This is a genomic window from Pseudomonas sp. R19M, from assembly GCF_050312585.1.
Taxonomy (GTDB): domain Bacteria; phylum Pseudomonadota; class Gammaproteobacteria; order Pseudomonadales; family Pseudomonadaceae; genus Aquipseudomonas; species Aquipseudomonas palleroniana.
Window position 1 is genome coordinate 32,564 of the sequence record NZ_JBNPJV010000045.1, and the last position, 21,851, is coordinate 54,414.

The 21,851-nt window shown below is 62.3% G+C and carries 16 protein-coding genes; all 16 read right to left on the bottom strand.

Annotated elements, in window-relative coordinates; genetic code table 11:
- Positions 1–5: 5 nt before the first annotated feature.
- A complete protein-coding gene (locus ACQRBT_RS08340; protein ID WP_412047463.1) occupies positions 6–1,727 on the bottom strand; it encodes a ShlB/FhaC/HecB family hemolysin secretion/activation protein in 1,722 nt (573 codons plus the stop codon).
- A 440-nt stretch (positions 1,728–2,167) separates the two neighbouring features.
- A complete protein-coding gene (pgaD, locus tag ACQRBT_RS08345; protein ID WP_060755505.1) occupies positions 2,168–2,656 on the bottom strand; it encodes a poly-beta-1,6-N-acetyl-D-glucosamine biosynthesis protein PgaD in 489 nt (162 codons plus the stop codon).
- Between the two features lie 2 nt (positions 2,657–2,658).
- On the bottom strand, positions 2,659–3,999 hold the full coding sequence (gene pgaC / locus ACQRBT_RS08350; protein WP_412047462.1) for a poly-beta-1,6-N-acetyl-D-glucosamine synthase: 1,341 nt from the start codon (positions 3,997–3,999) through the stop codon (positions 2,659–2,661).
- Between the two features lie 2 nt (positions 4,000–4,001).
- The gene (gene pgaB / locus ACQRBT_RS08355; RefSeq protein WP_412047461.1) at positions 4,002–5,999 is read right to left on the bottom strand and encodes a poly-beta-1,6-N-acetyl-D-glucosamine N-deacetylase PgaB; all 1,998 of its coding nucleotides are present in this window, start codon (positions 5,997–5,999) and stop codon (positions 4,002–4,004) included.
- Between the two features lie 12 nt (positions 6,000–6,011).
- On the bottom strand, positions 6,012–8,492 hold the full coding sequence (gene pgaA, locus ACQRBT_RS08360; protein WP_412047460.1) for a poly-beta-1,6 N-acetyl-D-glucosamine export porin PgaA: 2,481 nt from the start codon (positions 8,490–8,492) through the stop codon (positions 6,012–6,014).
- A gap of 224 nt (positions 8,493–8,716) precedes the next feature.
- Positions 8,717–10,213 (bottom strand): YdgA family protein, encoded by a 1,497-nt coding sequence (locus ACQRBT_RS08365; protein WP_060755501.1) that lies wholly within the window; start codon positions 10,211–10,213, stop codon positions 8,717–8,719.
- 148 nt (positions 10,214–10,361) lie between these two features.
- Positions 10,362–10,994, bottom strand: coding sequence for a hypothetical protein (locus ACQRBT_RS08370; protein WP_060755500.1), 633 nt, complete (start codon positions 10,992–10,994; stop codon positions 10,362–10,364).
- 95 nt (positions 10,995–11,089) lie between these two features.
- Positions 11,090–12,532, bottom strand: coding sequence for an efflux transporter outer membrane subunit (locus tag ACQRBT_RS08375; protein ID WP_198762854.1), 1,443 nt, complete (start codon positions 12,530–12,532; stop codon positions 11,090–11,092).
- A complete protein-coding gene (locus tag ACQRBT_RS08380; protein ID WP_412047459.1) occupies positions 12,529–13,419 on the bottom strand; it encodes an efflux RND transporter periplasmic adaptor subunit in 891 nt (296 codons plus the stop codon). The genes ACQRBT_RS08375 and ACQRBT_RS08380 overlap by 4 nt, the downstream gene beginning before the upstream one ends.
- Positions 13,416–13,625 carry a DUF1656 domain-containing protein gene (locus ACQRBT_RS08385; RefSeq protein WP_060755497.1) on the bottom strand — a complete coding sequence of 70 codons (210 nt, stop codon included), beginning with the start codon at positions 13,623–13,625 and terminating at the stop codon, positions 13,416–13,418. The genes ACQRBT_RS08380 and ACQRBT_RS08385 overlap by 4 nt, the downstream gene beginning before the upstream one ends.
- Positions 13,622–15,700: an FUSC family protein gene (locus ACQRBT_RS08390; RefSeq protein WP_412047458.1), complete on the bottom strand. Its 2,079-nt coding sequence runs from the start codon at positions 15,698–15,700 to the stop codon at positions 13,622–13,624. Before ACQRBT_RS08390 ends, ACQRBT_RS08385 begins: the two co-directional genes overlap by 4 nt.
- Positions 15,697–16,107, bottom strand: coding sequence for a MarR family winged helix-turn-helix transcriptional regulator (locus ACQRBT_RS08395; RefSeq protein WP_060755495.1), 411 nt, complete (start codon positions 16,105–16,107; stop codon positions 15,697–15,699). The genes ACQRBT_RS08390 and ACQRBT_RS08395 overlap by 4 nt, the downstream gene beginning before the upstream one ends.
- A gap of 137 nt (positions 16,108–16,244) precedes the next feature.
- A complete protein-coding gene (locus ACQRBT_RS08400; RefSeq protein WP_060755494.1) occupies positions 16,245–16,502 on the bottom strand; it encodes a DUF2789 domain-containing protein in 258 nt (85 codons plus the stop codon).
- Positions 16,503–16,511: 9 nt separating this feature from the next.
- Positions 16,512–17,123 (bottom strand): adenylyl-sulfate kinase, encoded by a 612-nt coding sequence (gene cysC, locus ACQRBT_RS08405; RefSeq protein WP_161547579.1) that lies wholly within the window; start codon positions 17,121–17,123, stop codon positions 16,512–16,514.
- Entirely contained in the window at positions 17,107–18,621 is a 1,515-nt protein-coding gene (locus ACQRBT_RS08410; RefSeq protein WP_090367642.1) for a TolC family protein, read from the bottom strand. Before ACQRBT_RS08410 ends, cysC begins: the two co-directional genes overlap by 17 nt.
- A gap of 41 nt (positions 18,622–18,662) precedes the next feature.
- The coding region (locus ACQRBT_RS08415) for an Ig-like domain-containing protein (protein ID WP_427851669.1) at positions 18,663–21,851 on the bottom strand (3,189 nt) is incomplete at its 5' end.

The following is a 21,851-nucleotide window of genomic DNA, read 5'->3' on the forward strand; positions in this document are numbered from 1 at the left end:
TTGAATTACAGGAAGAAGTCCATGCGAAAGTAGATCGGCGCTTCGCGCTCGGTCACTACCCCCGGTCTTTCCAACGAATGGGCAAACGTCACGCTGGTGCTGACGTATTTGCCGCGGGCGAACAGTTCCACGGAGTTGCTTGAGACGCGGCCGTGGTTGTCGCCGTTGTATCGGTCGTTGCGAATCACGCCCTGGTCGTAACCGAGGCTGGTGCCGTATTCGGCGAAGGCCGGGCGCAACCATTCAAGGGTGACCGGGCGCGCCCAGCGCACTTCATTGCGCCAGTAGCCGCCGCTGTCGCCGGACAGTTGCTGGTCCTTGAAACCGCGCACCGACGACGAGCCGCCGAGGCTGATGCGTTGCGGCGAGAACAGCACGTCTTCACTGCGCTGCCCGGTGGCCAGGCTGGTGAAACTGAACGACTCGCCCCACAGGCTGAACGGCTGCAAGTAGCTGACGGTGGCCGTGTATTTGCGGTAATCCGGGGTGGGCGTGAGGTTGCCGAACTGATCGCGATGCTGGTCGTCGCGCTGAGCATCAAAGGCGCCGATGCCGTTCTGCACGCCCAGGTCGACGTTGACGAAGGCGTTGCCGATGCGTCGGCCGTGGTTGATGCCAAACTGCAACTCACTGAGGCGGTTGCTGCTCACGTCGACACGGCTATCGAGGATGTAGTTGTTGGTGCGCAGGTGAGCCAGGCCGACGTTGAGCGAGGTCTTGCTGACGTCATCGCGGTGGATCACCCGTTCGGCACGCAATTGGTGGTTCTGGCTGTCGCCCGACTGCTTGAACTTGAAGGTGTCGGAATAGCCAATGGCGCGGTAATCGCTCTCGCTGTAGGTATAAGTGAAGTTCCACCAGCCCCACGGCACGTTGTAATAAAGCATGCTGTTTTTCGAGGTCTTCTGGTGGTCGCTGATGGCGTCGTGGCCGCCGCGCAGCACCAGTTGGTCGGCCAGGCCCAGCGGGCTGTCCCACTCCAGGCCCGCGCCCCATTGCTGTTCACCGGTGCTGCGTTGCCCGTCGTTATTGCGCGACAGGCTGGCGCGCCAGGGCTTTTGTGGGGTGTTTTTGACCACCACGTCGCTGCCACCGATCTGCTGGCCGGGGGTCAGTTCCATTTGCGCCTGTTTCGACGGCAGACGGTTGAGCTGGTCCACCAATTGCTCGACTTCGCGCAGGTTCAGCGCTTGACCGACCTTGCCGGGAAACGCCATGGCCAGTTCGCGGTCGGTGACGTTGCTGCCGTCTGCGCTTCGCACCGCTTCGAGTTTGCCTTCCACCACCAACACCTGAAGGTGGCCGCTGGAGAGGTCCTGCTGCGGCAGGTAGGCGCGACTGGTGACGCGGCCTTTGGCGATGTAATAGTCAGTGATGACCTTGAGCAGTTCATTGAGTTGCGAGACGCCCAGGCATTGGCCGACATAGGGTTTGAGCAGCAGCGTGCGGTCGCTGGCAGACAGGCTGTCGGCGCCCTTGAGTTCGATGTCTTTGATCGGGAAGCAGCGGGTGTCCGCAGGCGTGGCCGGGGCCTGGGGCTTGGTCTCTTTGCCGGGCAGGTCCTTGAGTTCTTCAAGGCGTCGCTGCTGCTCTTCGAGCAGGCGATTCTGCCGGTCGCGGATCAAGTCTTGATCGCCCGGCGTGGGGGCGGCGGTGGCGCTGTTCAGGCTCAAGTAGGCGAGCAAGACAGTGCACAGTAAATACCGAGTCCGTGGTAACAAAGACATGTTCGATCCATCGAAAAATCAAGGGGCGGCAAATTAACATCGAACTTCCAGCGTTCAAAGACACTGGGCCAGTTGCACATTCGCCCGCGTTAAACCCACAACCCATTGATTAATAACAATTAAAACCTATCAAAAAACAAACATGCCGATACCGTGAAGGATTATTCCGACAGGTGGCTGATTTTTTGATGGCGATAAGGCGAAGAACCGATTAGTTGCCATTATTAGGCCACTAAGCTCTTGGCGCGTTAGGTTAGTGCGAGGGTTTGGGGAAAAGTTCGCGGGTATAGTTTGAATTGGATCCCATTTATCGGATTCATCCACCGACTGCCCCCACCGCTTTTTTGTAGGAGCGAGCTTGCTCGCGAAAAACTCGCGGGCGCCGCGCTCATTCAGGCAACCCACGTTATCGTTGATATTTTTCGCGAGCAAGCTCGCTCCTACATGTTACCGGCGCCTTGGTCTTTTGGCTGGCCGGGCACCAGGGTCAGCGGCGGGCGCTCCACGTCACGGGACACATGGGGCTTCACTTCCCCCACGCCACCCTCTTCGTCGTTGTGGATCACCAGCACACCCGGCTTGCGCAATTGTTCCAGGTCGCCTTCACCCAACTTGAAACTCTCAATCAGGAGCTTGTCGCTCAGGGCATTCGCCTCGGCGCGGCGCTGGGCGAACTTGCGGCCCTTTCGTTGTTGGTAACGCGCCCAACTGATCAGGATCAGCGCGTTGAACACCGCGATCCACAGGTACACCTGCAAGGTATTGAGTGCGGCGAAGATCGGCGCTTCCAGGCGTGGACCGCCATGGGTTTCCAGCATGGCGCTCATACCACGCGCCAGCAGCCAGATCAGACCGGCCCAGGCCGCCAGGGTCAACAGCACATCGATGAACCACATCACGGCGTTTTGCCGGGTTCTGACCAGTTTCATGCTCACGCCTCCTCTGGGCTGGGTTTGATACCGCGATCCGGGCTGACCCAGCGTGCGCGCTTCTGGTGTTGCTTGAACAACACCCTGGGAAAGCTGACCAGCGTGGTCAACAAGCTGACCAGCCAGAACACCATCGGGTACCACACGGTCCAGAACAGGGTCTTCCACAGGTCTTTTTCATAACGCCGGTCAATCAGGATGCTCACCGCAAACTGCATCAGGCACACCATCGCCAGCACCAGGCCGGTAAACGCCGGGGGCACCAGCGAGTCCACGGCAATCGCCGGTGGCAGCACGATGAATTTACCCACGGCCCAGAAAATCACCGAGAGCAGGAAGGTGAAGGCCCAACCGGTGGACAGGCAGTATTCGAACAGCAGCGGCCACAGGTAACGATGGCGCCATTGCCAGATGCCACGGATGTTCTTGAACAGCACTTCGGCGCCGCCCTGGGCCCAACGCAAGCGCTGCTTCCACAGGCCGCCGACGGTTTCAGGCATCAGGATCCAGCAGAGGGCACGAGGCTCGTAGAAGATGGCCCAGTGGTCGAGTTGCAGCTTCCAACTGACATCGATGTCCTCGGTGATCATGTCGGTGCTCCAGTAGTCGATGCGGTCCAGCGCCTTTTTACGGAACGCCACCACCACCCCCGACACGGTGAAGATCCGCCCGAACACGCGCTGGGTACGCTTGATCAAACCGATGATCGAAGAGAACTCGCCCACCTGCACCCGACCAATCAAGGTGGAACGTGTGCGGATGCGCGGGTTGCCGGTCACGGCGCCCAGGCGCGGGTTATCGAGCATTGGCGCAACCATGTAGGCGGCAGCGTTTTTGTCGAGCAACGCATCGCCGTCGATGCACACCAGGTATTCACTGCGGGCGGCCACGGCGCCCATGCGCAGGGCCACGGCCTTGCCTTGGTTCTGCGCCAGGTGCAGCACGCGCAGGCGCGGGTTTTCCAGAGCAAGGGCGTCAAGCACGGCGGCTGTGTTGTCGCTAGAGCCGTCGTTGACCGCGATCACTTCGATATTCGGGTACAGCTGGTCCAGCGCCGCGTAAATGGTCTCGGCAGCGTTATCGCCCTCGTTGTAGCAAGGGACGATGATCGAAATCATCGGGTTGCCGGCCAGGGTCGGCGCCGGGGTGTCTTCCTCCCAGGCCCAGTGGCGCTCCCAATGCAGCCAGAAGTACAAGCCGCCGGCAATCCACAGCCCCGACATGAACAACGGGTAGAAAAACACGAAGTCCATCAGGAACTGCCCGGTGACCAGGAAGATCAAGCCCAGGGGCACGCCCAATACCAGCGCCAGGACGAATAAAGCCAGGATTCTGTCGAACATGATCAAGGATTCCACTGGTTGGAAAGGGCCGGACGCACGGTTTTCAGGTCCGGTGAGTTTTCCAGGAAGTTGTCCGGGTAATAGCCGAAGCTCTTGACCCCCTGGCGTTTGAGTACCCCCATCCATTCAGCCATTTGCGCACCGTCGGTGTCGGTCGCCTCTTGAGTACGCCAGTCTTTGGCTTGCAGCTCGAACACCGTGCGTTCAAGCGCGCCGGGGCGGGCTTTGACCGTGGCAACCAGTTTCTCCAGCCAGGCATTGGAGTTTTTCTGCGTTTGGCCTTCCATCAACGGCATGGCCATCGGCGCGGTCCAGTCATAGGTCTGGAGGAAGTCGTCGAGGTTCTGCGCAAACCAGGCTTCGCTTGGCGGGTTAAGCATCGGCTCGGCGAAGATATTGCGCGCGGTCAGCACCTGCGGCCCGCCAATGGCGCGGACCTTGGCCGTCAGTTCATTGGTGAAGTCAATCAGGTAGCGGCTCTTGAAGCGGGTCCAGCGTTGCATCACCGCAGGGTCGGCGCGCAGGGCCGCGATGCTGCCGGGCAGGCCGTTGGCGGCATAGGTCTTGAGCGCAGCGGGGCTGGCGTCTTCGAAATCCGACAGCACCGCATCATCGTGGTACAGCACGCCGTCGATGGGACTGTTGCGCGCCAGGTCCTCATAGAGCTCACCGATGACCTTGCGCACCTGGGGATCAAACGGCGACAGGCGCTTGTATTGATCCGGGTCGAGACCGACCTTGCCGGTCTGCGGATCCCAACGCGTTACGCGGGGCAACTTGGGGTCGAGGGCGAAGCTCAGCACCGGCATCCACGCATAGACGCTGGCATGGGCGCGGGTATGCAACTGCCAGGACACGCGGTTGAACAAGTCGGCACGGACCGGCAGGTGACGGTTGGGGAAGTACAGCGAACGCACCAGGCCGTCACCCTTGGGGTCGGCGAAGGCTTGCAGGAAGACGGTGCCCGCACCCATGTCCACCACGCGCTGCACCAACTGGTCGAGGTTGCGCGCTTGTTGGGCCGGGTCCGGGTCATACACGTTATCCAGGTCCACGTGCAGCACGCGCAACGGCGCCGGGGTTTGTACCGCGACGATGCTGTTGGCGAAGTGTTCGCCATCCGGGTCGGAGGCGACGAGGAAGCGCGGGCTGTTCATCAGTTTGCCGAGGTCATCGATGCCGTCGTCCAGGGTCAGCGCCATCTGGTAACCCTGCTCTGCGACGAGCGCCAATGTAGTGCCCTTGGCCGCACCGTACGGCCACACCCAGACCCGTGGCGCCTTGCCGGAGACGGTCTGGATTTTTTTCGAGATGGCGGCGATATCGGCACGCATCCGCGCATCGAACTGCGCCTGGGTTTCATAGCGGCCCGTGGCCGGGTCAAAGCGCAGGCTGGTCGCGGCCGGCTCCAGGTTGCCCTGAGGGTTGGCCAATATGCCGGTGTGGCTGGCGTCAGTGTGTGCGGCAATCTCCACCAGCCCGGACTGGGACACTTCCCGGATCTGCTGCCAGGTGAGGAATTCCCCGCGCGGCCGTGGCATCCCGGCGAAATCCACCGGCTGATTCATCGGCGTATCAATCCAGTAGCCTACCGGCGCCAGCAACGCCGGCCAGTGGTAGGCGCGCAGGATCGGCATCACCCGCGTGTAAAAGCTGGAATAACCATCATCGAAACTGAGCATGACGGCCTTGGGCGGCAATTCTGGGCCGCCCCGGCGCGCCGCCAGGATCTGGTCGACGGAAACCGCCTGATAGCCGTTCTCGCGCAACCACGCCAACTGCTCGATCAAACGCTCGGTACGCACCGCCACCACGGCCTGGTCGGGGTCGCGGTCGTTAACGTCGTGGTAGGCAATGCCCAGGAAGTGGTTTTTCGGCCACGGCGTTTCGTTGGGCGCTATCGGCCGTTCGGCGGGCGGGGTGTAAGGCGCGGGTTGCTGGGCGCAGGCGCTGGCCAGCATTACACCCAGGATCAACAAGCAATGGCGGAGGACGGTCATGGTCGGCTCTTTCTAGAATCGGTAAGTGAGGTCGACGAGCAGACGCAGATCGCGTTCTCGGTCGCCGTCGTAAGGGCGGCTGATCAGGCTCAGGTTGGCACCGACCTCCAGCACATCGTTCCAGAGCAGGCGCTGGCCGTAGCCGATCAAACCGATACCGCCAGTGGAATAATCGCGCTGGCTGTAGGTACCGACACCGACCTGGAATTGCTGGCTCCACTGGGTTTCATAGCGGTGGTAGAGCACATGATTGACAGTGACCGTGGGCAACACGGTGAAGTCCGACTTGGGGTTGAAGTACACCGTGTCGCTCTTGGTGTTATGGCTGGCGCCGACTTCCAGGCCCAGGTCGACTTGCACATGGGGCGAGCTGTAGAGGCCCTCGCGGCCCGTGAGCAAGGCTTCGAGACGGTCGTTGCCGTCACTGAAATGGGACGGGCTCACAGCCAGCTTCCACTCACGGCTTTCGTTGGCACGCCAGCGGATGAAACCGCTGCCGCCATTGGCGGTGATGTCGGCATTCAACGCCCGCAGCGGCGTCGTGGCCAGGAGGTAGCCAAGGCTGCCGCCGTATTGCCAGTTGTCGTTGATGTCGCGAGCAATCGACACGCTCGCGCCTTGTTTGGAACCAAAGCCGTAGGAGTGGTTGGACACCTCGGCTTGCAGGGTCATGTCGCGGGTACGCCGCTCCACGCCGACACGTTGCCAACGGTGCTGGCCGGTGCCTTCGCTGAAGTCGGCAGTGGCGTAGCCGGCCCCTGCGAACAGGCGCCAATCTTCATCGATGGGCGGCGTGTAGATCACGCTTTCAATACCCCAGTCGCGGCTGCCGCTCACGGCGCCAACGTCGCCATTATTGCCGCCGCCGTAGCTTTTGCCGGTGTAGGCTTCCACGCGCAGCTCGGCCATGTGGTGCACATTACGCAGACGGTCAAGGCGCTGTACCTGGCGGTTGTCCGGGTTGCGCGCCAGCACGTCGTCGGTCAGCGCATCCATTTGCCGCCACTCTTGCAGGTCCATGGCGGTATAGGCCTGGGACACTTCCAAGCCGATATCTCGCGGCGCCTGGGCTTCGGTTTCCTTGAGCGCCGCCTCGGCGCGGCGCGGCCAATCGCGGGCACGGTACATATTGGCTTGGGCCAGCTGCAGGCTGACGTTGCCGGGGGCTTTTTGCACCAGTGCTTCAAGGCCGGCTTCGCTGTCCGGCAGGTTGCCGGTGAAGGTGCTGGCCTGGGCGGCCAGTTGTTGCGCGTCCATCCAGTTGTCGTTGGGGTTGCCGATGGGCAAGCCTTTGAGTTCCTGGCGGGGGTTCTGGCTCTTGGCCAGGTTGTTGGCGACGTCGCGGGCCTCCAGGGCTTTGTCACTTTCCACCAGGGCGTAGAACAGCGCGGTGCTGTCTTCGACACGGTCGGCCGGGTCGGCATCCGGCGCAGCCAGTGCCTGGCGGTACAGCGGCTCGGCTTTTTCCGGCTGGCGCTGGTCGAGGTAAGCGGCGGCGACCCAACGGATGGCGTACGTCGGCAATTGCACGCCCTCGCCTTGCAGGGTTTGGTACTCGCGGATCACCTCGGCGGTGCGTGCCCGCGCCTTGAGGGCTCCCAGGCGGTCGATGCGCCAGCCCACCACATCGTCATGGGCACTGGCGTCCGGCGTCCAACGGGCCAGCAGTTGGTCGTAATCGTTGAGGGCACGGTCAGCGATCACATAACGCTCTTTCTCGCTGCGCGTGGCGAACTCGGCCATCCGCACGCGCTCGGCGGCGAGATCACCTTCCAGGCGGCGCTGGGTCACCGCGTCCAGCACCCCCGGATGCTTGGCCGACAGGCGCAACGCCGGCTCCGGCAAGCGGGCCCTTTGCAGGGCAACCATGTATTCGCGGATCACCTCAGGCTTGTCGCCGGCGAGCACGAATGCCTTGTCGAACTCATTCAGGGCATCGTAGTTCAGGCCGGCGCGGGTCAGCGCGTAGCCCAAGGCCATGCGCCGGTTGGCGTCATCCGGCTTGGCGGCCACCAGCGCACGGGTGCGCAACAGCGCTTCGTTGGTCTGGCCGGCGTCGGCCTGGGTCAGGGCCTCGCCCAGTTTCAGATCGACATTATTCGGCTCGCGCAGCAGCGCCTGCTGGTAGACCGCCAGGGCCTGCGGCCACTGCTTCTGGTTGCGATAAGTACGGGCCACCGTGGCCAGTGCCTGGGTCGTCAGGTTGCGATGTTTGCCTTGGGCTTCGTACACCTTCAGCACTTCGGCGTCTTGCCCGGCCCAGCCGGCGATGACCAGGTGATCGCTGATCTGCCCCGGCGTCTGTCGCTCGACGGGCAGTTGGCGCAATTGGGTCAGGGCGGGCGTGAAGTTGCCGTTACGCGCTTGGATGATCAGCGCATCGTAGGCCGGATCGGCCAATGCGCAGGCGGGGATGAGCAACTGGCTGCACAAAGCGGCGCCGATAAGCAGACGCAGACGGCCTGGCGCACTGAGAGGGAGGTTTCGCAGCATGTCGTGAGCTTCCTTACACACGGAAAGCTACAACGATAGGTGGTCCTGAGCGGTTTGCATCAGGGTGTCGGCGTCTAGTGACCCGACCTAGCTTTCCTGTAGGAACTATCCATCAGAAATGTAAGGAAAAGACCTGGCAGGAACAATTGTTCAGAATTAGCCGTGCAGGTGGGAGGGAGCAAGCCCCCTCCCACATTTTCTAACCGTGCTCCCAACCTGTAGGGTTATTGAGCGCGGTTGACGGTGCCGAATTTAGCCATGACAAAGCCGATGAATTGCTCGACGGTCATCTTCTGGCCGTTGAAGGTCACTTCATTGTTGGCGTAATGCAGCTTGGAGACTACGTCGCTACCGACCAGGGTCGCCAACTGAGACCCAACGGCCACGCCACTGACCGTTTCGGCCGTCATCTGCGATTGCTGCTCGATGGTTTGCGGGTCAGTGACACCGCCCACCTGGGCCTGCAACGCCGCCACGTCCGCCACCATCGGCTTGGATAGGGTCAGGTTGGCATCCAGCAAGGCCACCATCTGCTTGCCCAGTTCAACCGGCGGCAGCTCCATGGAGGCCGGTTTGGCCAGGTCCACGACCAGGTTGAATTTGCTTTCGCCGTGGGTGGTTTTCAGTGACAGGTTTTCCACCGCCAGTTGTGGCTTGGCGGCGAGCACCTGGTTGACGTTGGTTTCAGCCAGGGTCTGCTCGGCTTCGGTCAATTGCAGTTCAGGCACTGGCTGGCCGGCAGCGGCGGCGGCTTGCACCGGCTGCATCTTGTCCTGGTAGAGCTTGGTCAGCACCAGCATCGCCGGGATATCGACGTTCTTCATACTCAGGGCCATGGCCGCCGAACCAACAGGTTTGCCCTGGTAACCGATCTCGTCGATTTTGTAGTCGACACGGCCGGCCAGGTTGTTGTCCTTGGTTTCGCTGGTGTCTTTCTGCTCGAAGCCCTTGAGGGTCAGCACGGCTTTCTGCGGGCCGAAGGTGACTTTGGTGTCGGTCAACTCAACCGTGTTTTGCCCGGTGTAGAAGCCGAAGGTGGACTTTTGCAGGTTGCTGGCCACGGTCAGGCCGGCCAGCTCGGCTTCGAACGGCTCGCCATTGCCGTCGATGGCACTGACCTTGAGGCTGTTCATATAGCCGTTGGCCTTGACCTTCTGGCCTTCGGCGGTGCTGTCAAAGTCCAGGTTGGCGCCGGAGAAGCTCACCGAGGATTTGTCGTCCTTGAGCTCCAGCGGCAGCAACTCGAGGTTACCGCTGACCGAACGGCTGTAGCCGATATTGGCCACGCCTTTGAGCGGCGACACGTCTTTGCTGGCAGCGAACCATTTTTCAGTGGTGGCGTTCTTTTCCAGAGCGTAGTGACTGGTCGCCATGACCGGCAGCCACTTCAGCGTGACCAGGCGCGAGAACGGCAGGGGGCCGTGTTCGATATGGTCAACGAACAGCAGCTCGGGGTTCGGGTTGTCCTGGCCGAATACCGTGCCCTGCCCCTTGAGGCGGTAGTGCGCGGTGCTGCTGAACACGCCGCGCTCCAGCGACACCAGCTCCAGGCTCACGTTGCCGTCGACGCCGGCCATGGCGGTCTGCAGTTCCTTGTTGGCGTTCTGGATCGCGGTTTGCAGCACCGGCTCCAATTGCTTACCGGTGTACCAGGCACCGCCTGCACTGACGGCACCGATCGCGACAACAAGACCCAAGAAAACAACGGCTGGCTTATTCATGAAGTGACCTGATCAAATCCTGTGAGAAGTGGGCTGTCTTCCTTGAACCCCGCAGGGGTTGGCTCAAGCCCGCCGAAAACGGGGGAAGATTAGCACTGGCGGCCGCGCACGGCCCAGTTTTCTCAGAGCGATCAAGTCCGCACTTGGTTCAGGAGTACTCCATATCGATCTCATCGAGTTGGTGATCAAAGCTCTTCAGGCGCGCCGTCCAGGTGTAGACCAGCACCTCGAATTCACGGTGGATCACAGCATTGCCCGGGGTGTCGACCTTGGGATCACAGAAGTCCAACTGGTAGCGCTCGCGGGCCATCTGGTTGGCCACGTCCGATAGTTCCCGGGCGTTCTTCAGCCAATGCCTGCCGTCGGCGACCTGCCGGTCGAGGACCACGCACTGTTTTTTCAGGGCTTCGAGGCTTTTTTCCAGGGGCGTGCCGGTGAGTTCGCCCATGACTTCCTGGAAGGTGCGCCCAGGCTGCCAGTAGCTGCCCCAGAAATAGCGGTCGAACACGGTTTCGACGCGGCGCAGGGCGACTTTGGTGTCCCAGATCGCCACGCGAGTCTTGCCCTGTTCGAGCAGTTTTCGTTTTACCCGTTGGCCTTGGTACGACGCCCAGGCCACCACGCCGATGGACAAGGTGCCGATCACCAGGCAGGCGCTGTCGAGGAACACCATGGCCTTGTCGAGTTGATGCGCGAGCATGACACCGTAGAAATAGGCAGCCGATAACAGCACCAGCGCGAAGAGCACGCACCAGAAAGCGGGAGCATAAGGGTTTTTCATTATTGGAATCCCCATGAGCAAACGCGAGCAGTGAGCCGCGGACGCCCCTGGTTGGAAAACCACGGGGGCCCGCCTGTCAAAGCATAGCTATTTGCTCAGGGTTTGCTGGCTGGCGCCGCTTGCGTTCGTCCGCTTTCCCAACCACCGCCCAAGGCCAGGAACAGGTCGATCTGGCTCATGGCAACTTGAGTGTTCGCCGCCGCCAGTTGCGCCCGCACATCGGTATAGGTACGGGTGGCTTGCAGGTCTGCGAGGAACGATGCACGACCGGCCTGGAAGAAGCGGTGGGTCTGCTCCGAAGCCACCTTGGCCGACGCGCCGGCATCGGCCAGGGCGTCGCGGCGTTGCAACTGCGCCGTGTATTGCGCCAGGCCGGTCTGGGTTTCGCGGATGGCGTTAAGCACCACACCGTCAAAGTGCGCAAGAGCGCCCTGGGTGGCGGCTTCGGCCTCGTGAATGCGCGCCCGCGCGCCGTTGGTCGGTACCGTCCAACTGATCAGCGGGCCAAAGCCCCAGCGGTTGGTGGGCGCCGTGCCCAGGTCATCCAGAATACCCACGGTGCCCACGGTGGCACCGATGCTGATGTCCGGGTACAGCGCGCCGGTGGCCACGCCGATCCGTGCGGTGGCGGCGGCCAATTGGCGTTCGGCCTGGCGGACATCCGGGCGACGCTTGAGCAGCGCGGCGCCGTCGCCCACCGGGAGCAACTGGGCGATGTGCGGCAGCTCGGCGCACGTGGCGGTGCCGGCCGGCAATTGGTCCACCGGCTTGGCCAGCAACATCGACAAGCGGAACAAGCCCGCCTGCCGCGCCGCGGTATAGCGCGGCATGTCGGCGCGCAGGGATTTGTATTGGGTCTGCGAACGGGTCACCTGGGTTTCATCGCCGCGCCCGGCGTCGCGCAGGCGCTGGGTCAGCTGGGTACTTTGGCCCTGCAGGTCGAGTGACTCGTTGGCAATCGCCAGCTCTTCGTTGGCGGCACAGACCTGGGTGTAGGAACGCACCACGTCGGCCACCAGGGTAATGCGTGCGATATCGGCGGCGGCTTGGGCTGCGTCGGCGCTGGCTTGGGCGCTTTCGATGCCGCGTTGCAGAGTGCCGAACAGATCAAACTGATACGAGGTGGTGATACCGACGCTGCCGATGTTCGACACCGGGACTTTTTCCGGGAGCAGAAACGCCTCGCCGGACTCCTGCAAGCGCTGTGCCTCGGCCTTGACCCCGGCATTCCAGCCACCGGCGGATTCAGCCTCCTGGGTCTGGTAGCGAGCACGCTGCAGGTTGGCGGCAGCCACCCGCAAGTCGGTGTTGGAGGCCATGGCCTGACGCACCAGCTCATCCAGGCGCGGGTCTTTGTAGAGTTTCCACCAGTCGGCCGGCACCGGCGCCGACACCACGTTGTGCCCCTCTCCCGCGAGCGGTCCTTGCAGGTCGCTACGGTTGACGGCCGATTGTTCCGGCAGCTTGTAATCCGGGCCTACCGCTTGGCAGGCCGACAGCAACACTCCCAACGCAGCGGTTGCCAGAAGCTGCTTCATGGCTTGGCTCCGTCTTGAGGTTTGTCACCGATGATCGACACCGTGGCCGTACGCCCGGCAATCATGCGGAAATCCGCCGGTACGTCATCAAACGCAATCCGCACCGGAATCCGCTGGGCCAGGCGCACCCAGCTGAACGCCGGGTTGACGTTGGGCAGCAGGTTGGAGCCGCTGCTGCGGTCGCGGTCCTCGATCCCGGCGACAATGCTCTGCACATGCCCGCGCAGACGGGCGTTGTCGCCAATCACGCGGATATCCACGGCCATGCCGACGTGGATGCCATCGAGCTTGGTCTCTTCGAAATAGCCATCGATGTGGAACGAATTGCTGTCCACCACCGACAGCACCGGGCGCCCGGCGGTCACGAACTCTTGGGTGCGTGGCGCCCGGTCGTTGACGTAGCCGTCGACCGGGCTGCGGATCACCGAACGGTCGAGGTTGAGCTGGGCCGCATCCACGGTCACTTGAGCTTCGGCCAGGGCCGATTGGGCGCGGGCGACGCGGGACTGGCTTTCTTCCAGTTGCTCGCTCGGCACCAGGTTGCCCAGGCCGCGGTTACGCTTGTACTCGCGCTGGGCCTGGGCCAGGGTCTCCTGGCGGTCGGCCACGGCCGCCTGGGCCTGGCGCAGAGCCAGCTTGAAACGGTCCTGGTCGACAGCGAACAGCACCTGGCCCTTGGTCACCAGTTGGTTGTCGCGCACGTCGACTTGCTGGATCAGCCCGGACACGTCCGGAGCGATCTGCACGATGTCGGCACGGATATGCCCGTCACGCGTCCAGGGCGCAAACATGTAGTACATGACCATGCGCCACACAACGACGACCGCAAACGATACGATCAACAACGTCAGGACTACACGGCCGATGGTCAAAAAAGGTTTCTTCATGTCATCAGGTATCGACTGAGTGAGTCCACGGCGCCCAGCAACAGCGCGTAGAGCCCCACATTGAACAATGCCCGGTGCCAGACCAGGCGATAAAAGTGGACACGGTTCAACAGCCCGTGCACCACCAGGAACAACCCATAGGTAATGCCCATCAGCACCAGTAGCGTGGGCAGGAACACCCCGCTGATATCCAGATCACCGATCATAAAGGCGCTCCATCAGGCAACGGCGCTTGCATTTCGCTGCCCCCAATAAATTCCACGCCGGGCAGCAACGACAGGCGCAAGCCGGCCAGTGCATGCAGCAGATGCAAGCGGGTGTCGTCTTCGTCTTGCAGGCCTTGGCCGTTGAGGGCGCGGCGCGTGCGGTCCAGGGTCATCAGCAGACCGCTGGGCGCGGGCAAGCGTTCACCGGCCTTGAGGCAGGCCTTGAAATAACCGCCCACGCCTTCCACCACCTGGTTGAGTAACACCCGGGGTACGCCATAGACACGCGGCGCGTAGGCCAACAGGTCGAGCAGGTTGAGGGCCACGCGCAAATCGCGCAGGGCGGTGCCGGTGTCCTGGTTGATCAGGGCCAGGCGCGGCAAGTGCTGCATCAGGCGGTCGAGCATTTGCACGGCCATGTGCCGGTGTTCGGCCAGGGTCGCAGGCTCGGTCAGGCTGACGATGTCGCGCCAGCTGAAACGGGTCAGGCGCTTGGCCGCCAGTTCGGCGCCGAAGGGCCGTGCGATCAGCGTCCATACAAAGGCGAACAGCAGGCCCACGGGCCCGGCCAGGTTGACGTTAGCGAAGTTGAGGAAGTCTGCATCATAGGCGCCCTGGATGCTGATGAACGACGAGGTGTTCACCAGCGTCAACAACATGCCCAGGTAGAAACGCGGCTGCACTGTCAGCGTGCCGATGCAGATGAATGGCACGGCAAACGCCAGCACCAGCATCGGGAAATCGTGCAGGTTGGGCAGTACCAGAAACAGATAGAGGCTGGCGAACAGCACCGACATCGCGGTCCAGAAAAAGAACCGGTAGATCTGCGGCGCCGGGTCGTCCATCGAGGCGAAAAAGCTGCACGCCACGGCGGCCAGAATCACCGCGCTGCCGCCGTCGGTCCAGCCCAGCAAAATCCACAGCACAGAAGCGACGATGATCGCGGTGACAGTGGAAAACGCCGAGTAAAACATCAGGCCACGGTCCAGAAACGGCGTGAGCCGGCCCAGGCGCCAGTGACGGTACACGGCGCGCCAGGGCTCCTGGCTTTCGCGCTGGATAGCGGCTTGCAGGCTGCGGCAGTCCTGCCACAGGTCGACCCACTCGGCCAAGCGATACAGGGCGTTGGAGAACAACAACGAGTGCCGGTCATCCAGCGCGTCGCCTTGGGGTTGCTGAGCGTCGATCTGATCACGCAGGGCGCGCCAGCTTTCCATGGGCGCGCTTTGCTGGGTGGTTTCCAGCCATTGGCGGGCCGCTTCAAGCACAGGCGTAAGGCGCTCGAGAAACTCCGGGGCGCGATGTTCGATGGCATACAACGCGTCGTCCAGGGCATCCACCACCGGCAGCAGGTGGATCATGCGCCCACGCAGCTCCTTGGTGTTGCGCACCGTCTGCGGCCGCGCGCCTTCGTGGGGCAACTGGCCGATCATCAATTCAAGGGTGTTGAAGGTGGCAACCATACCGCTGCGCAAAGTACTGATCTGTTCGGGATCCACGTTGCGTGTCAGAAAACGCTGGCTATAGACCTGGGCGTCGGCAAACCACTTGGCCACCGAACCATCGAACACCGGCATCAGGCGCCGCGGCCAGAACATCGCGCCCACCACCGCCGCCACGGCGATACCGAGGAAGATTTCTTCGGTACGCGCCTCAGCCACGTCCCACACCGCCAGCGGGTTATCCACGACCGGCAAGGCGATCAGCGGCAAGGTGTAGCCGGCGAGCATCAACGCATAGTTATTCGCGGTACGCAGGTGCATGGACAGGAACAGCAAAATGCCCGTCCAGAGCGCAATCACCACCACCAGCACATAGGGCGACTGCACGAACATCGGCACAAAAAACACGGCCGCCGCGGCCCCCATCAAGGTGCCGATGGCGCGGTACAAGGCTTTGGAGCTGGTGGGGCCGACAAACGGGCTGGAGACGATATACACCGTGGCCATCGCCCAATACGGACGCGGCATTTGCATGAGCATGGCGATATACAGCGCGATCATCGATGCCGCGAACGTACGTACCCCGTAGAACCAATCGCGGGCCGGCGGCATGCCGGTAAAAAATCCGTTCAAAGCGACGCCGCCTCAAAGGCGCGCAGCACTCGCAGCGCGGCTTCCAAGTCACTGTGGGGAATATCGGCCAGTACGTCATGGCGCAGGCGGACCAGTTGCGCTTCCACGGCTTCCACCAACTCACGGCCACGCTCGGTGAGGCTCAACGCCTTGGCGCGACGGTCGTGAATGTCCTCGGTGCGGCACACATAGCCGCCGCTGCACAGCTGGTCGAGCAGGCGCACCAGCGACGGGCTTTCCATACCGGAGGCCTGGGCGACTTTGACCTGATGCACACCGTCACCCAGGCGGCCGATCATCAACAGCGGCACGGCGCAGGCTTCGGAGATGCCATAGCTCACCAGCGTGGTCTGGCAGATTTTGCGCCAATTACGGGCGCCCACCACCATGCTGCTGCTGAGGTTCATCTGGAGTTGTTCGAGGGCTTGGGACACTGGATAGTTCGCATACTGTTAGTTTGCTAACTATCAATATGGTGGATCATTCGAACGTCGTCAAGTTTTGATACAAATTTGCGGATGGGTGGCGAGCCTGGTTTTTCACATTACTCGGTTTTCTGCACCCATCGCCCACCGTGCAGCAGAACGTTCAACTCATCCACCACCTCAGCCCAATCCGCGTCATCCAGAATTTCGCTGCGCAGAAATTGCTTCTGGTTGTCGGTCCAGAAAAACGCATCTTCGAGTCTCTGGTCACGCTTGAGTGGCGAATGCACCGCCACGAATTTCTCGATACTCACCGGGTCATCCGGCAGCCCAAGTTGCTTGAACAATGACGGCAAGCTATGCACTGGCGATTCCATGGGAGCCTCCTAAAAAGACGATTCCCCAGAGTCTAGTTCAGGCGCAAGCCACGCCAACAGCCGCTCGACGCACTGTTGCGCCGACAGCACGCCGGTATCCAATACCAACGAGGCGTGCAACGGTTGTTCGTACGGCGAGCCAACCCCGGTAAACCCTGGCAACTCCCCACGCCGTGCACGGGCGTAATGCCCTTTGGGGTCACGCCCTTCGCACACCGCCAGCGAGGCGCTGCACCAGACTTCCCGATAATCGGCAGCCAGGCGTTCGGCAAACACCGCACGCAGTTCGGCCAGAGGCGCGATCATCGCAAGGATCACGATTTGCCCGTTGTCCACCAGCAGCGCCGCGAGTTCGCTGGCGCGGCGGATGTTTTCCAGACGGTCGCTGTCGGCAAAGCCCAGGTCTTGGTTGAGGCCGCCGCGCAAGGCGTCGCCGTCGAGCACCAGGCTTTGTTTGCCTTGTTCAAACAGCGCCGCTTGCAGGCCCTGGGCCAGGGTGGATTTACCCGACGCCGGCAGGCCGGTGAGCAAGATCGCCACACCGCGATGCCCATTGCGCGCCTCGCGTTGACGGCGCGTGATGCTCGCCGTCGGCGCCACCAGGTTACTGGGCGACGGCACGCGGCACCGGCGTCGTGATGTTGCCCGCAGCCCAGGCTGACTCACGGCTGGCCAGTGCCGTAGCGATGGTTTGCACGCGGTCGGAGTCCAGCTGCTCAGGCAGCGGGTCAAGCCCGGCGCTGGCGAAGATCTGGCCGTAGGCGTTGCGCAGGTCAGCGTAGGCCAGGTCGCGACGCAGGTCCGCCTGCAAGGTGTTGAGTTCGCCCTGGATCAGGTCAAGTTCGCCGAGCCCTGCGGCCTCATGTCGGTTGCGCAGCTGGGTGAGGATTTGCCCATCAATGTTGGCCAACTGTTCGTTGGTCTTGAACTGGCGTACCGCGTCCTGATAGTTGGCATTGGCCACGTAGATCTGCGCCAGCACCGCGATGGACATGGCCTGGCGTCGTGCGGTGGCGACTTCCTCACCGGCCTTGGCCACATCGATGGCGGCGGGTGCGGAGATCACATTGAACAGGTTCCAGGTGACCTTGGCGCCGTAGTCAGCCCAGCGGTTGTCGGTCAGGAACGAGTTGCTGTCGTAATGGCCGCCGGCTGAAAATTCCAGGCCCGGCAGCAGGCGCAGCATGGCTTTGCGGGTTTCGGCGGCGCTGATACGGGTCTGGTAGTCCTGCTCACGCAGTTCCGGGCGGTTGGCCAGGGCTTCCTGTTCCAGGCTGGCCAGGTTGACCTTCAACTGCGGCACGCTGTAGTCATCCGGTGTGGCCAGCTTGAGCTCGCTGCCCATGGGCAGGTTGATCAGCGTGGCCAGTTCGGTCTTGGCCAGGGACAAGGCGCGGCGCTGCTCCTGCAACTGGCGCGTGGCTTCGATCAGCGAACGCTGGTAACCCAGCGCCTGCACCGGGTCGCCGATACGCTGTTCGCTCATGCTCTGGCTGTTGGTCTGGGCCTGATCGACCCGTGCCATCAGGCTGTCGATCTGGGTCAGCAAGCGTTCGGCCGCTACCGCGCGCCAATAGGCCGAGCGCACATCCTGCACGATGGTGTTGATCACCTTGCGCCGACGCTCCTGGATGATCAGGCGCTGGTCGCCCTGCTGCTTGGCGCTGATATAGCTGACGCCAAAGTCGAGCACGTTCCACACCATGGTCAGGTCGGCTACGCGGCGGTCGCGGTCCTGGGAAGTCGACGGCTCCAGGGATTGGGTGCCAGTGCGCACACTCTGGCTGCTGGAGGCGTTGGTGTTGTTGCGCCCGGCATAGCCTGCGGATAAGGCCATGCGTGGCAGCATGTCGAAGCTGGAGAGGTCGGATTGGCGTTTGGCCAGCGCCTCTTCCATCACCTTCAAGCGGCCTTCGAGGTTGTACTTAACCGCACGGGCCATGGCCTGGTGCAGGGTAAGCGGGCCATTCAGCGGCTCCTGGCCTTTGTACATACCTTGCAGATCGCTACGGGCTCGCTGCTCACTGACACTGCGTTCAATCGGCTCACTGGTGACTGCACAACCGCTGATCGCCAGCGCCAGCAGGCTGGCGCCGAACAACTTATGACTTGTTTTCATCCTTGGACTGCCCCTGTTACTGCGCCTGGAGTTAAGTATGTTCAAGCCTGCATTTCGCTGATGCCGACTTGTTGCAGTGCGTGCGCCAGGTCCATCACCTGGCGCTGTTCTGTGTCTTTGAGCTGCTGCAATTGCTGGCCGAGGCTCGGCGCGCCGAACACGCCGCGCAGCCCCTGGGCCGGGTCGCCCTGGCCGTTGATCGGTTTGCTGTCGAACGCTTTGAGGGTGCTGTCATCGCCGTGGGTTTCATGGCTGAACAGGCTCGACAAGGTGCTTGAGCCGAATACCCCACCATCGCCGCCGCCAAAACCCAGGAAACCGTTGGCACTGCCGTCACCGGCACCATCGGTGCCGAACACCTGGGCGATATAGCTGGGTGCCAGCGCGCCGTTGTGGATAAAGATGCTGCCGACCGGTGGCAAGCCTGCACCCAGCTGACGTTGCTCGAACAACGGCGGGAAGCCGATAGGTGAGCCGAGGTTGCCCAGCGGCGCGCCAAACACGCTCGGCTGCAACGGCGCGTTCGGTGCGCCTTGAGGCGGTGCCGGGTTGGTGACGCGGAACAGTGGGTCGCCAGTCAATGCCACGGTATTGATCGTGTAGTTATTGGAGTTGGCAAAACCACTGCCCACGTTGCCCGAAAGGTCACTCACCAGGCGGTTATCGAGGGTAATGAAGTTGCTCGGATCGTTGAGATTGGCCGTTGGCGTCAGTGTCGCCGTCCAGGTCTTGCCGCCGTCGCTGGTCGCCAGGTTGGACAAGGCGCCGTTGGCCACACTCAGGTCATCCAGGCTGAAGCCACTGACTTTCTCGCTGAAGGTGAACGTCACGACAGTGGTCTGGCCGACGGTCAGGCTCGGGTTGGCAATACTGATGGTCGCAGTGGGGCGTTCGCCATCGATCGCGTAGTTATTGGAGATCGCAATGCCGCTGCCGGCGTTACCGGCGGCGTCGTTGACCTGGCTGGCATCCAGCACGATCAGGTTGGTTGCGTCGGTGATAGCGGCCGTCGGCGTCAGGGTGGCGGTCCAGGTTTTGCCGCCGTCCTGGCTCGCCAGGTTGGACAGCACGCCATTGGCCACACTCAGCTGCGAGAGGTCGAAGCCCGTCACGGCTTCACTGAAGGCGATGGTCACCGTGGTGGTTTGCCCGATGCTCAGGGCGCTGTCGGCCACGGAAATAGTCGCGGTGGGACGCTGGGTGTCGATGGCGTAGTTGTTGGAATCGGTGGTGCCGCTGCCCGCGTTGCCTGAAGCGTTCTGCACGCCACTGTTGTCGAGGGTGATCAGGTTGCTGGTGTCGGTGATGTTGGCCGTTGGCGTCAACGTCGCCGTCCAGGTCATACCGCCATCACTGGATGCCAGGTTGCTCAGGGTGCCATTGGCCACGCTCAGATCGGCAGTGGTGAAACCGTTGACCGCCTCGGAGAAGGTGATGGTGACTTGAGCCGTTTCACCCTGCTTGAGTGCGCTGTGGTCGACCACGACGTTCGCCGTCGGCCGCACTGTATCAATGCTGAAATTGCCCGAAAGGGTGACACCTGTGCCGGCGTTGTTGGCCAGGTCGGTGACGCCCGTGTTGTTCAGGGTGATCAGGTTGGTGGTGTCATGAATGTTGCTGGTCGGGGTGAAGGTCGCGGTCCAGGTGATACCGCCGTCCACACTGCTCACCGCCGACAGTGTGCCGTTAGGGACGCTCAAGTCGTTGTTGTCAAAACCGCTGACCGCCTCACTGAACGTAATGGTCACCAACGAGGTTTGGCCAATGGCCAACGTCGGGTTGGCAAGCACAATACTGGCGGTCGGCGCCTGGGTATCGACGCTGTAGGCATTCGACTGGGTGATACCCGCGCCACTGTTACCCGCAAGGTCATCGACTCCGGTGTTGTTCAGCGTGATGACGGCTGCAGCATGCGTCACACCAGCGACAGGTGTCAGGATGGCGGTCCAGGTGATACCCCCGTCGGCACTGCTCACGTTGCTCAACGTGCCATCGGCGACGGTCAGGTCGGCGTTGCTGAAACCGCTGACCGCCTCGCTGAACGTGATGGTCACCAACGACGTGGCGCCGATGTTCAAGCCGTTATTGGCAACGACGATGGTCGCCGTTGGCCGCTGGGTGTCGATAGCGTAATTGTTGGAGTCGGTGGTGCCGCTGCCGACGTTGCCCGAGGCATTCTGCACGCCGCTGTTGTCCAGCGTGATCAGGTTGGTGGTGTCGGTGATGTTGTTGGTCGGCGTGAAGGTCGCCGTCCAGGTAATCCCTCCGTCGCTGCTGCTCACCGCCGTCAAGGTGCCGTTGGCAACGGTCAGGTCGGCGTTGGTGAAACCGCTCACCGCCTCGCTGAAGGTGATGGTCACCAACGAGGTATCGCCGACTTTCACCGCGTTGTCCGCCACCACGATGCTCGCGGTCGGCCGTACGGTGTCAATGGTGAAGTTGGCCGAGTTGGTGATGCCTGAGCCCGCGTTGCCGGCCAGGTCGCTGACGCCCGCATTATTCAGGGTGATCAGGTTAGTGGTGTCGCGGATGTTGCTGGTAGGGGTAAAGGTCGCCGTCCAAGTCACACCACCATCGGCGCTGCTCACGGTACTCAGAGTGCCATTGGGCACGCTCAAGTCGCTGTTGTCGAAGCCGCTGACGGCCTCGCTGAAGGTTATCGTCACCCCAGAAGTCTGGCCAATGGCCAAAGTCGGGTTGGCGACCACGATCGTGGCGGTGGGCGCCTGGGTGTCGATGTTGTAGGCATTCGACAGCGTGCTGCCCGCACCGCTGTTCCCGGCCAGGTCGTTGACGCCCGCGTTGTTCAGCGTAATGACGTCACCCGTGTGGCTTACACCCTGGGTGGGCGTCAAGTTGGCGGTCCAGGTGATACCTCCGTCGGCACTGCTCACGTTGCTCAAGGTACCGCCGGCGACGGTCAGGTCGGCGTTGCTGAAACCGCTGACCGCCTCGCTGAACGTGATGGTCACCAACGACGTGGCGCCGATGTTCAAGCTGTTATTGGCAACCACGATGGTTGCCGTCGGCCGCTGGGTATCGATAGCGTAATTGTTGGAGTCGGTGGTGCCGCTGCCGACGTTGCCCGAGGCATTCTGCACGCCGCTGTTGTCCAGCGTGATCAGGTTGGTGGTGTCGGTGATGTTGTTGGTAGGCGTGAAGGTCGCCGTCCAGGTAATCCCTCCGTCGCTGCTGCTCACCGCCGTCAAGGTGCCGTTGGCAACGGTCAG

What these genes read in the sequence shown, in the direction of transcription:
- ACQRBT_RS08340 (WP_412047463.1), bottom strand. Translation starts at nt 1,727, where the DNA reads ATGTCTTTGTTACCACGGACTCGGTATTTACTGTGCACTGTCTTGCTC.
- pgaD (WP_060755505.1), bottom strand. Translation starts at nt 2,656, where the DNA reads ATGAAACTGGTCAGAACCCGGCAAAACGCCGTGATGTGGTTCATCGAT.
- pgaC (WP_412047462.1), bottom strand. Translation starts at nt 3,999, where the DNA reads ATGTTCGACAGAATCCTGGCTTTATTCGTCCTGGCGCTGGTATTGGGC.
- pgaB (WP_412047461.1), bottom strand. Translation starts at nt 5,999, where the DNA reads ATGACCGTCCTCCGCCATTGCTTGTTGATCCTGGGTGTAATGCTGGCC.
- pgaA (WP_412047460.1), bottom strand. Translation starts at nt 8,492, where the DNA reads ATGCTGCGAAACCTCCCTCTCAGTGCGCCAGGCCGTCTGCGTCTGCTT.
- ACQRBT_RS08365 (WP_060755501.1), bottom strand. Translation starts at nt 10,213, where the DNA reads ATGAATAAGCCAGCCGTTGTTTTCTTGGGTCTTGTTGTCGCGATCGGT.
- ACQRBT_RS08370 (WP_060755500.1), bottom strand. Translation starts at nt 10,994, where the DNA reads ATGAAAAACCCTTATGCTCCCGCTTTCTGGTGCGTGCTCTTCGCGCTG.
- ACQRBT_RS08375 (WP_198762854.1), bottom strand. Translation starts at nt 12,532, where the DNA reads ATGAAGCAGCTTCTGGCAACCGCTGCGTTGGGAGTGTTGCTGTCGGCC.
- ACQRBT_RS08380 (WP_412047459.1), bottom strand. Translation starts at nt 13,419, where the DNA reads ATGAAGAAACCTTTTTTGACCATCGGCCGTGTAGTCCTGACGTTGTTG.
- ACQRBT_RS08385 (WP_060755497.1), bottom strand. Translation starts at nt 13,625, where the DNA reads ATGATCGGTGATCTGGATATCAGCGGGGTGTTCCTGCCCACGCTACTG.
- ACQRBT_RS08395 (WP_060755495.1), bottom strand. Translation starts at nt 16,107, where the DNA reads ATGAACCTCAGCAGCAGCATGGTGGTGGGCGCCCGTAATTGGCGCAAA.
- ACQRBT_RS08400 (WP_060755494.1), bottom strand. Translation starts at nt 16,502, where the DNA reads ATGGAATCGCCAGTGCATAGCTTGCCGTCATTGTTCAAGCAACTTGGG.
- ACQRBT_RS08410 (WP_090367642.1), bottom strand. Translation starts at nt 18,621, where the DNA reads ATGAAAACAAGTCATAAGTTGTTCGGCGCCAGCCTGCTGGCGCTGGCG.